The sequence below is a fragment of the Opitutia bacterium ISCC 52 genome, assembly GCA_014529675.2.
Lineage (GTDB): Bacteria > Verrucomicrobiota > Verrucomicrobiia > Opitutales > UBA2995 > UBA2995.
In genome coordinates, this window is record CP076040.1 from 3,704,546 (window position 1) to 3,715,826 (window position 11,281).

7 protein-coding genes are annotated in these 11,281 nt (G+C 48.8%); 1 reads left to right on the forward strand and 6 read right to left on the reverse strand.

Annotation, left to right across the window (positions count from 1 at the left end; all coding sequences use genetic code 11):
- Positions 1-27: 27 nt before the first annotated feature.
- The 4 genes from GA003_15720 to serS form a co-directional block, all read right to left on the reverse strand.
- Positions 28-1,290 (reverse strand): PLP-dependent aminotransferase family protein, encoded by a 1,263-nt coding sequence (locus tag GA003_15720; GenBank protein QXD27449.1) that lies wholly within the window; start codon positions 1,288-1,290, stop codon positions 28-30.
- A gap of 70 nt (positions 1,291-1,360) precedes the next feature.
- Entirely contained in the window at positions 1,361-3,430 is a 2,070-nt protein-coding gene (gene ftsH, locus GA003_15725) for an ATP-dependent zinc metalloprotease FtsH (protein ID QXD27450.1), read from the reverse strand.
- Positions 3,431-3,475: 45 nt separating this feature from the next.
- Positions 3,476-4,897, reverse strand: a complete 1,422-nt coding sequence (gene tilS / locus GA003_15730; GenBank protein QXD27451.1) for a tRNA lysidine(34) synthetase TilS — start codon at positions 4,895-4,897, stop codon at positions 3,476-3,478.
- Positions 4,898-4,905: 8 nt separating this feature from the next.
- Positions 4,906-6,168, reverse strand: coding sequence for a serine--tRNA ligase (gene serS, locus GA003_15735; GenBank protein QXD27452.1), 1,263 nt, complete (start codon positions 6,166-6,168; stop codon positions 4,906-4,908).
- Positions 6,169-6,371: 203 nt separating this feature from the next.
- On the opposite strand from serS, the gene GA003_15740 reads away from it, so the two are divergent.
- Positions 6,372-8,348: a hypothetical protein gene (locus GA003_15740; protein ID QXD27453.1), complete on the forward strand. Its 1,977-nt coding sequence runs from the start codon at positions 6,372-6,374 to the stop codon at positions 8,346-8,348.
- Between the two features lie 2 nt (positions 8,349-8,350).
- Here the strand turns inward: GA003_15740 and GA003_15745 are convergent, their stop codons facing one another.
- Complete coding sequence (locus tag GA003_15745) at positions 8,351-9,301, reverse strand: histone deacetylase (GenBank protein QXD27454.1); 951 nt, start codon at positions 9,299-9,301, stop codon at positions 8,351-8,353.
- Positions 9,302-9,347: 46 nt separating this feature from the next.
- Positions 9,348-11,123, reverse strand: coding sequence for a GNAT family N-acetyltransferase (locus tag GA003_15750; protein QXD27455.1), 1,776 nt, complete (start codon positions 11,121-11,123; stop codon positions 9,348-9,350).
- Between the last annotated feature and the right edge of the window lie 158 nt (positions 11,124-11,281).

The following is an 11,281-nucleotide window of genomic DNA, read 5'->3' on the forward strand; positions in this document are numbered from 1 at the left end:
TTGGATAAGATAAGATTTGTGTAGAAACTAATTAAACTGACGAATTACTTTAGCCAAGCGCTTTCCGGCTTCCACCAAATCGTCGACTTCAAGTACTCCGTATGATGAACGCAGGTAGTTTTTCGGGCCTTCAGGAGCAAAACATAAATTGCCCGGAACATAGAGAACACCTTCTTTTACAGCATTTTCAAAAAAAGCGCCTTCCATGGAGGTATCCAGCCCTTCCGGACCTTTCAGCCAGAGGTACAATCCACCGTCAGGTTTTTGCCAACTCCAACCCACTTTTTGTAGCTCTTCTTCAACCAGCGTACGATGGAGTACTTCCATTTTTAATTGGTAGCGTTTGCGGCCTCGCTCGAGCTGGGCATCGTAATCACCTTGCTCGATTGCATGTTCCAAAATCGCCTGTGCGTAGTTGGAAGAACCAAAATCGTGGTGCCCTTTTACGCTGGTCATCTTGCTGAGAAGATCCGGGTGATCACAGATGGCGAAACCCGCCTTTAAACCCGTTGCGAACGATTTGGTGAACGTGCCAAAAAACAAACGGGGAAAAGCATCAAACGCCTCAATGGCAAAGACCGAAGTGGATGGGAACGGCTCCTCAAAATAGAGTTCCTGATAGGCCCCATCCTCCAAAATCGGAATCATCAATCCCGCATCCCGGAGGATGTGGGCGACTTCAGCCTTCTTCTCATTGGTAAGGCAGCGGGTGGATGGATTTGAAAACCATGATTCCAGGTAGATACCTTTCACGCGCTTGTCTGTTCCATTGGCCTTCATGCCTTCCAATAAGGAAATGAGCCCTTTTGAATCCAGCTCATCGTCTTCATTGATTGGAATCCCGACCGCTTCGATCCCGAGCCCCTTGAGAAGCTCAAGAAAGACAAAGTAACTAGGACTCTCCACCAGTAGGATGTCTCCCGGATCACAAAGCACCTGCATCGCGAGATAGAGAGCTTGTTGAGAGCCGTTCGTCAGCATCACATGATCCGGATGATAATCAGGACTCTGATGCTGGTCGAATTGACTCAAGCGCTTGGACACAAACTTTCTCAAGCCAGGTCGTCCCAGCGTAGTACCATATTGCAGATACTGAGGAGGTTTTCCGCTCGTGGCCAACGCCACTGAAATATCTCGGACGGCTTTTACAGGCAGTGCTTCGGTATCCGTAAATCCAGCAGCCAGGGACAGGAGATCTTTATTCTCTAATGCCACCTTCATTACCTCAGAGATAACGGGCGGCTCGGCCCATTGACCGATGCGTGAAAAACGAATGCTAGGAGAGCTCATAGGTAAAGCTGCACAATGGCCCCAGTAGAGTGGGCCATCAAGTATTAAGCTTAGCTAAGAAGCCCGGGCCTTAGGCCATTGCTCCAGCAGGATCAGTAGAAGGTCCGATCTCGGGCTTCTTCTCTTCCTTGGACTCTTTCGTTCCGTCCTCTTCTTCCTGATCCTTCTTCTTACGAATCAGGTCATTACTCTCGATGGGCGAAATAATTTTTCCTTCAGCCAATATTTCCTTCACATGCTTGCCTTCGATCGTTTCGAACTCAAGCAGTGCTTCCGCTATAAGTCTCAACGCTTCGCGATGATCTTCAATCATCTCCTTTGCTCGATCGTATTGTTTGTTAACAATTGAACGAATAGCTTCATCAATGCGCTTAGCAGTTTCTTCACTATAGTTCTGTGAACGGGTAATTTCTTTAGCGAGGAACATGTGCTCAGAGTTTTCACCCAAAGCAACCGGACCAAGATCGCTCATTCCCCAGTCACACACCATGTGACGGGCAATTTTCGTGGCCTGCTTGATGTCACCCGCAGCTCCATTGCTAAAGTCGCCAGTTTCGATCTCTTCACCGAGACGTCCACCCATTGCCATACAGATATGGTTGAGAAGCTCTTTCTTCGACTGTCCAAGAATATCCTTCTTAGGTAAATACATAGTCATTCCAAGAGCACGACCACGGGGAATAATAGTTACCTTGTGAAGGCCCATCTTATCGTCTCCAAGAACCGCTTGCACCAAAGCATGTCCAGCTTCGTGGAAGGCAGTCATACGACGGTCCTCATCGTCCATGAGCTTGCGACGCTCCCGTCCGAATGAAATTTTGTCACGCGCCTCGTCCATATCATGGCGATCAACTTCCTTCTTATCGTAGCGAGCTGCAATGAGCGCTCCTTCATTCAGAAGATTTGCCAAATCTGCACCCGAAAAACCTGGGGTGCCACGTGCGATGTCACGTAACTCAACATCGGCACCCAATTTGATTTTGTTGGCATGCACCTTCAAAATCTCTTCGCGGCCATTGAGGTCGGGCAGGTCGATCATAACTTGGCGATCAAAACGCCCTGGACGCAGCAATGCGTTATCGAGGACATCCGGACGGTTGGTAGCAGCGATGATAACAACACCTTCGTGTCCATCGAAACCATCCATCTCAACCAAGAGTGAATTCAAAGTTTGTTCTCGCTCATCGTTTCCTCCACCGAGTCCGGCTCCACGTTGGCGTCCTACCGCATCAATCTCATCAACAAAGACGATACAAGGTGCATGCTTGCGAGCTTGTTCAAACATGTCACGTACCCGGCTGGCACCTACACCTACAAACATTTCCACAAAGTCAGAGCCGCTGATGGTAAAGAATGGCACTTCCGCTTCACCAGCTACTGCGCGAGCGATTAATGTTTTACCAGTCCCAGGAGGGCCTACCATGAGTATGCCTTTGGGAATCTGACCACCAATGCGTTGAAATTTTTTGGGATCTTTAAGAAAGTCGACAACTTCACCGACTTCTTCTTTGGCTTCATCGCAACCAGCCACATGTGAGAAATCGACTTTATCGCGTTCCCGTGTCAGCAAGCGTGCCTTGCTTTTTCCGAAGCTCATAGCTCCGCGACCCGCCATTCTCAATTGGCGAACAAAAAGGAAATAAAGAACCCCGATAATGATGAGGAATGGAACCATTCCCAACAGAAGCTCGGTCATCAGACTGCTACTTTTTTCTTCGGCAAATTTTCCAGACTCTTGGAGCCGTTGGTGAACACTGTCAGTCAACCGTCCGTTGGCTTTGAAACGAATCGTGGTCTTTTCGGTTGCTTCAGAAGAAACATAGGTGGTCGATGCATCTGGATCAAGAGGCATACTTTCACCCGGTTTGACCAATAATACACCTGTGACGATAGACCATTCTGGCCCTCCAGAGGGATCCGACTTGATTTTGCCAGACACGACATTTTCACGCTCCAGCTCGGTAAATACTTCGTGCAATCCCAATTCGATGACACCTTTATTGGTGCGAGGACCAAGAAGAAATAAGCTAGCGATAGCCATGACCACGATCAACCAGATCATGGCCACCTTCGGCTGAAACCGGTCGGGTGGGCTATTTTTAAGTGGGCGACGGCCCTCTGAATCGTTTTCGGGAGGCATGTTGAAAGTTTTCTAGGTAAATTTTCTAAGACAATCTTAGTGTCCTTAAGTATAAGTCAATTGCAGTATTTCTTTAGTTTTTTCGGTAATACGACAGATATGGTTCACGGGAAGACCCGGGCACCAAACGATTAAACAGTCATTTGTATGGACCACGGGTAAGTGGATTCGTTCCTCCCTGGGGATTTTACGATCTACAAACATATCCTGTAACTTCCGGTTTCCTGGGGCGTTGAGGGGCTTGTAACGGTCCCCATGCTGCCAAGGGCGGACCACAAAAGAACTGTTATTAATAGATTCACTATCTATTAGAACCGAGCACATCTCAGAATATTTCCCTCTTTTCAAATCGGAGAGCACAGATGCCGAAGAATCATGCCAGGAACAGGACAAAGTTCGACCCTCGGGAAGTGCCACCGTTTGTCCCGGGCTCAATTGCAATGCCTCCCAAGATGGAGAAAGAAGCTCGGTTTCTTCTTCAAAGGCGATCTCCCCCTTGTTCAAACGGATAAAACCGCTGCCCGCGCTCCACTGCTTACTTTCACCTTCTATCACCGTTCGGGTCATATCCTCGATCATCGAGCGCTGGAACATGCCTCCCAGACTGAGGTGACTCAACCAGTTGTGCAACCACCTGCGCACCAACGACCGAGGCGGAGGATTCCCAGGAAGTTGGGCGGGATTGCTTGCGGAGTCAGGAAAGCTAGCCTCATGAAGGAAATGCTCGACCAGGTCATCTGCGTCTTCCAAGTATTCGCGAACATTTGAAGCAGCCTCGGAAAGGTCAAATTGTGTGGCTTCCTGCCAGGCAGGAATAATTTCATTTCGCAAACGATTCCGATCAAACTGGGATTCCAGGTTTGACCTGTCCTCCCTCCAGGCAATCTGACATTCAGCCAGACTCTCCAGTAACGCTTTCTTAGGCAAATCGAGCAGTGGCCGAACCATCACTTTTCCACTAGTAAATTCAGAAACCGGTCTAGGAGCTACCAGTCCAGCGAGATCACTCGAACGAGCGATCCTCAACAGCATGGTCTCCAGAATATCTTCCTGCTGGTGACCAGTCACAATAATCGCCCTACCGTGAGCCGTTACAAAGGAATCGAAAAAAGCCTGGCGAGCTTCACGAGCATCGGCTTCAGACACATTTTTAGTCAAATCCCGGTCAGTCCAAGTAGCCAATTGAAACTGCAATTCAAGATCCTTGGCCAAGGCATCTACGAACGATGCATCCTCCTCAGATGAAACTCCCCGCAATTGATGGTTGAAGTGAAGGACCGTCAGTCGATCGCGCAATTGCGGAAAATGATGATACACGACTAAAAGGGCGGCAACTGAGTCTGCGCCCCCGGAACAAGCCACACCGATGTGGCAAGTGGACTGTTCTAAATAGTCGACCGCCTGGGCATGTAGCTCCGACTTGGGATAGAATGCACCCAATGCCTCTGCTTTGGCAGCCCCATTCATACGTTTCCTTATCCTAAATATTCCTGCCCAAAGTAAGGCACTAATACTTCGGGGATTTTAACACGTCCGTCTTCCTGCAAATTATTTTCCAAAATCGCGGCTAATACACGCGGCACGGCGAGCCCAGAGCCATTTAGGGTGTGCACATGGATAGGTTTCTCACCCTTTACGCGATAACGGATGTTTGCACGACGTGCCTGGAAAGCTTCAAAATTGCTGCAGCTGGATACTTCCAACCATCGTTCCTGGCCTGCGGCCCAGACTTCGAGGTCATACTTTTTACTCTGAGTAAACCCAAGATCACCGCTACACATGAGTAATACACGGTAAGGGAGTTGCAGTTTTTGCAGAAGTGACTCGGCATGAGACTTTAAACTTTCGAGCTCATTGTAGGATTCATCGGGATGGACCCACTTGACCAATTCAACTTTATCAAACTGGTGTGTACGGTTAAGACCTCGGACATCCTTGCCATAACTGCCCGCTTCTCGACGAAAGCAAGGAGTATAGCAGGCTCGAAAAACAGGTAAATCATCCGCTTCTAAGATTTCATCCCTGTAAAAGTTCGTTACCGGAACTTCCGATGTTGGGATCATGTAAAATCCTTCCTGAGGAATCACATACATCTGTCCCTCCTTGTCTGGAAGCTGTCCCGTCGCTCTGGCACTTGCCTCATTAACGACTAAGGGAGCCATCAATTCTTCGTAGCCAGCATCCCTGGCCTCATCGAGATAGAAATTAATCAGGCTACGAATCAATCGTGCCATACCTCCTTTAAAAAATGGCCACCCAGCTCCAGTGACTTTGACACCACGAGGGAAGTCGGAGAGTTCATTAAAAATGTCGGCATCATAGTGAGCTTTCGCGTGAGGGGATGCACTGGCAGAATCTCCCCACGTGGAGTCGACAACATTTCCAGATGGATCGGGGGCAACCGGAACGGAATCATGAGCGATATTTGGCACGGTTAGGATAAGTTCTTCCCATGTTTCCTCCAAGTCCTTCAAAGCGGTATCTCCCTGCTTCACTTCAGCAGCCACACCTCGCATCTCTTCAATCTTCTGCAGAAACTCGGGCGACCCTTTCTGTAAGGCCGCCATTTCAGAGTTTACACTTTTCTGCTGGGCGCGCAATTGCTCGACTGAAGCAATCAGCTTCCGTCGTTTAATATCCATTTCCAGAATGGCGTCCAAGTCACAGTCATTGGCCTTGTCAGCGATAGCCTTGCGGACGCGGTCCGGTTCTTCTCGCAGGATCTTAATATCAATCATGGATCATCCAGGTTAAAAAGCGCGCTACCCTAGCCGTGAGCTGTCTGGAATTCCAAGTATAAAGTCGCTGTCAAAGTGTGCAGAGACAACAATGGGCAATTTACCAGGCAAATCAGGACCTAGAGCATCTCCATCCTAGGGCTTGCCAATCCTTTGATGAAATTCAAAGCTGCACCCCGTCCTACTAAAACCAACTTTATTCAGTGCTCTTACTCATCAAATCTGCCGGTTGGATTCTAGCCACACTTCCCAGGCAATATGCACAGCTGCTTTCAATCGTCCTCGGTGATCTGATTTATTTTTCCCCGACACGCTGCCGTAGGACGATTCTATCGAATTTTCACCACACTTTTCCCGATAAGCCTACGGCGTGGAGAAGAGTACAGGCACGCACCAGTTGTCGCAGAACGGTGGAAACGTACCTATTTAAGTTAGCTCTCCCCTTTTTCTCGGATGTTCGACTGGATCGCACCTTGATTGCGACTGAAGACGCTACCGAGCTTCTAAGCCAATATACGAACCCGGCGAAACCTTTGATCGGGGTGACCATCCATAGCAGTTTGATGGAAGCTGGTTCGCTCGTTCCGAGAACCATCGATGTAGACAACCCTGAAGTGGGAGTCCTTTACGAGGCACACAAAAATAAAAAGCGGGATGCTTATCGGAAGGCACATCGAGCCAAACATGGGGTTACATTGATAGATGCAGCCGATGGCATCCATCAGGCGAGAACGCTCATCAAGAACAACGGGTGGATGATTCTGGTCATCGACCAAAGTGTGGAGTCATCGGGCTATTTGAGTTTTTTCCTAAACCGAACTGCATCCACTGCGGGCTTCCACCAGCTCCTCGCTCAGAATTACGAGGCGGATGTGTTGGCATTCTATGGAGAGAGAACCGGGTTCTGGGAAGGCAATCTCCAAGTCGAAAAGATTGCGGAAGGAAAGAAAGACGAAACGGTAGTGCTTAAAACCAACCAATGGCTGGAGAACAAATTGTTAAACGATGAGCTTTTCAGGCAGGACTGGATGTGGCTTCAAGAAAGATGGGATGGACAAGTAGACCCCTCCCAAAACCTGTCTATCGATCAGAACCGAAATCTCGTTGAAGAAAGTCGGACATTTTATAACTGGGACCAACTTCCAAAAAATAATCGGATCTGGTTTCGCATGCCCAATCACCTGGGTGACCTTGTAAAGTGGATTCCTTTTATCAGAACGATTCGCTCCTCCAGACCCGACGCCGAAATCTCACTCCTTGTAAAACGCCAATTTGCCCCCTTGGTAGAAGCACTCCAAGTCTGTGATAAAATCATTGAAATCCCGAAAAGAAATAGCCGCTACATCGCTAATTTTTTCCGGCTTAGGAATCAATTTCCAGATACCTATTATCAGCTAACCACTTCTTTGGCGGCAGATATTGAAGCCCGACTTGTGAATGCTCCTCGCAGGTATGGCATTCTGTGGCCAGGAGCAAAGCGACCACTTCTCACCGACACCTTTAAGATGGATCCAGGTTGGGATGAACGGAAGAATCATCAAACCGCACTGTGGGAAAACTTTCTGCGGCATTTCGGGCTGCAGGGAGACATTGACTTCAGTCCTTTAAGGTTGGCCCCGGCGAATGAAGTCATCAATCCGCTCCGCTGTTTACAGACAGAATCACGCGAAGCCCCTTACTTCGGCTTGATCTGTGGAGCTGGAAATCACCCAGAGAAATGTTGGCCCGTCGATTACTGGATTGAATGCGTAGCGTCATTGATGGACCTATATCCAGATAGCAATATCTGCTTGTTTGGCGCAAAACCCGACTTACCGGTTAGCCGTCAAATCATCGAGCGGTTTGAACCTGGATCCATTCATGATTTTACAGGCTCTACAAACTTGATGCAATTTGTCATGGCCGTTCGCTCTTGTTCCGTCGTCATCTCCAATGACTGCGGCGGCGTTCATCTTGCGAACGCTTTGGGCATTCCCACGATAGGTTTATACGGAATTACAAATCCAGTATTCACAAAACCCGTATTCAACAGTACAGTAAAAGTAGTACAGCCGTCTAACTGCCCTCGATACGGAGGTGCTTCTTCGAATCTCATTTGCTTATCACAGGTCATTGAGGCCGTTTCGGACATCGTTAAGCAACCGGAGCAGCCACAAAGAGAAACCACGATGGTCTCCTAGTATTAGCTGTGAGCTAACAGGGCTCGCACGAACTGCTCTACCCCACCCGAAAGCCCTTCAAGATCATAGCCACCCTCCAGAACGGCGACCACCTTCCCATCACACAAGTCGTCCGCTTCTGAGAGCAGGGACTCAGCCATGGCTGCAAAATCCTCGTCCTCTAGCATGACAGCTGCCAATGGATCTCTTCGATGGGCATCGAATCCCGCCGAGATTAGAATAAGCTGAGGTTTAAAAGATCGCATAGCTGGAATCACCTGCTCCTTGAGCAAGGTTTCGTAGGTGGAACCTCCCGCACCGGAAGACACAGGTAAGTTTAGCGTATAGCCCTCACCAACTCCTTGACCCCTTTCGTTTAGCATCCCTGTACCGGGATAAAGCGGACTCTGATGAATACTACAAAAGTACACAGAAGCATCTTCATAAAAACTATCCTGCGTGCCATTCCCATGATGAACATCCCAATCAAAGATAAACACACGCTCCAGGCCATGTTTCAGCATCGCATGACGAGCTCCTACCGCGATGTTGTTAAACAAACAGAAGCCCATAGCCACAGACCTGCGTGCGTGATGCCCTGGAGGTCGATTCACGCTGAAGGCATTGGCAGCCCTTCCTTCACATACAGCATCCACCGCATCGACCACTGCACCTGAGGAATGCAATGCTGCCTCATAGGATTTCTTGGATAAAATGGTATCCGCATCCAGTGGACCACCACCGCCCGAGGCAGCAATTTCAACTAATTCGATGTAATCTCTACCATGCGTCGTTTCTATGGTTTCCAAAGGTGCTGCTTGGGGTGTCTGCCAGACCACATCCTTCTTGAGCCCCGTTTCCTCAAGCCTGTCCAGAATCGCTTGAATCCGAGCACTTCGTTCCGGGTGCCCAGGGCCGGTGTCGTGTTCTAAGGATAGTGGATGATAATAAATGTGAGTATCTGTTGTATTCATTCTTATTAAGCTTAGAGGACTAGGTGGCCATTTAACAAGGCCGGTATCAGTCAGAGATTTCCACTGGTGAAATGTCCGAATCCTCCTTCTGAGAGCCCTCAAACGGGATAGTCAACACATACACACCTTCTTCCAACTTACTCTTAACGGAGTATCCACAGTCATGAAACACATGAAGCATGCGTTTATTTTTCGTGAGGACATTGGCCGTGAAGCCTCCAATGCCATTGAACTGAGCAAACTCTGTTAGCGCGCGCAGGAGATACCTGCCGATGCCTTGCCCCTGCCAATCATCTCGAACGAGAAAAGAAGCCTCGGCGATATTACTACGGGGATCATTATAATAGTGGGCGATACCCACCATCTCTCCTGACTCATCCGAATCCGTAAGTACAACCATCGCCATATTCTGGTTATAATCTACCCGGAGCAGTTCTTGCAGCTTTTCATGGGGCATCGATTTGATCAGATGAAAGAACCGGTAGTGGATACTATCTTGGGACAGCTGGTAGAACAGTTCCCGCACCAGGCTCTCATCTGTTAACTTTAGTGGTCGGCAAAATAATCTCTTTCCATCCCTCGTCTCAAACCATTGCTCAAAACTGTCTGGATACTGAGGCAATTGAAACGGCAATTCAATCTGATCAGAGTAGACCAGGTTACGAGCCTTCGCCTCTCCGAACAGCCACGGTCTAAACTTCGGATGAGCTATCTGAATCAATGCCATGGCCCTTTCGCGCATGCTTTTCCCGTGCAGGTAAGCACAGCCATACTCGGTCACAATATAATGAACATCACCACGGCTGGTCACAACACCGGCACCCGATTTTAGATGAGGCACAATGCGTGAGATCGTTTCATCCCTTGCGGTGGACGGGAGTGCGATGATGGCTTTCCCGCCTTCAGAACGAGCCGCTCCTCTTACGAAATCAACCTGACCACCAATTCCACTGTAGAACATGTCTCCCAAGGAATCGGAGCAAACCTGCCCCGTTAGATCGACTTCTATGGGCGCATTAATGGAAATCATCTTATGGTTTTGCGCCACTACGAACGGATCATTGGTGTACTCCGTAGGATGAAATTCTATTAGCGGATTGTTATCAATAAAGTCATACAACTTGCGCGACCCCATGACGAAGCTAGCCACAATCTTACCCGGGTGGATGGTCTTGCATCTATTATTAATGATCCCCTTTTCAATGAGCGGGATGACTCCGTCACTAAACATTTCAGTGTGTATACCAAGATCTTTCAGTCCGTAATCAGAAAGATAGTATAATACTGCATCTGGGATCTTTCCGATACCCAACTGAAGCGTGGAACCATCCTCTATTAGAGCTGCAATGTGTTTTCCAATTCGACTGCAGAGTTCATCCGGAGCTCCTTGAGGTGCCTCCAGCACAGGTCTGTCACTCGGCACAAGCACATCGATGTCATCCACATGAATAAAACAATCTCCCAACGCCCGCGGCATTTCGGAACATACCTCCGCAATGACCATCTTCGCCGACTCCGCGGCAGACTTTACGATATCAGTTGAAACACCATAGCTGCAGTATCCGTGATCATCCGGCTCACTTACCGTAATCAGTGCGAAGTCAATCATCACACGACGCTGCCGAAATAAACGCGGTATCTCAGATAAAAAGATCGGCGTATAGTCAGCCCGACCTTCAGCAACGGCGTTTCGCACATTGGGGCCAATAAAATAGGCATTATGACGAAAGCGTTTTCCCAGCCGTTCCTCCGCATAGGGCGCAACTCCCAGCGTGAGAATGTGTACGATTTCCGTATCCGTGAGACCCTTTAAAGCCGACAATTCCTTAACAAGATCGAGTGGTTCGCTCGCACCCGAACCAATGAATACCCGCCTGCCAGGCTGGATGCATCTCTATGCAGACTCAGCATCCTTGATCTTTTCCTGATACCGTTCCTGCCGGTTTCCCTTTTGCTGTTTCATGGCATTCTCTCCCCTTA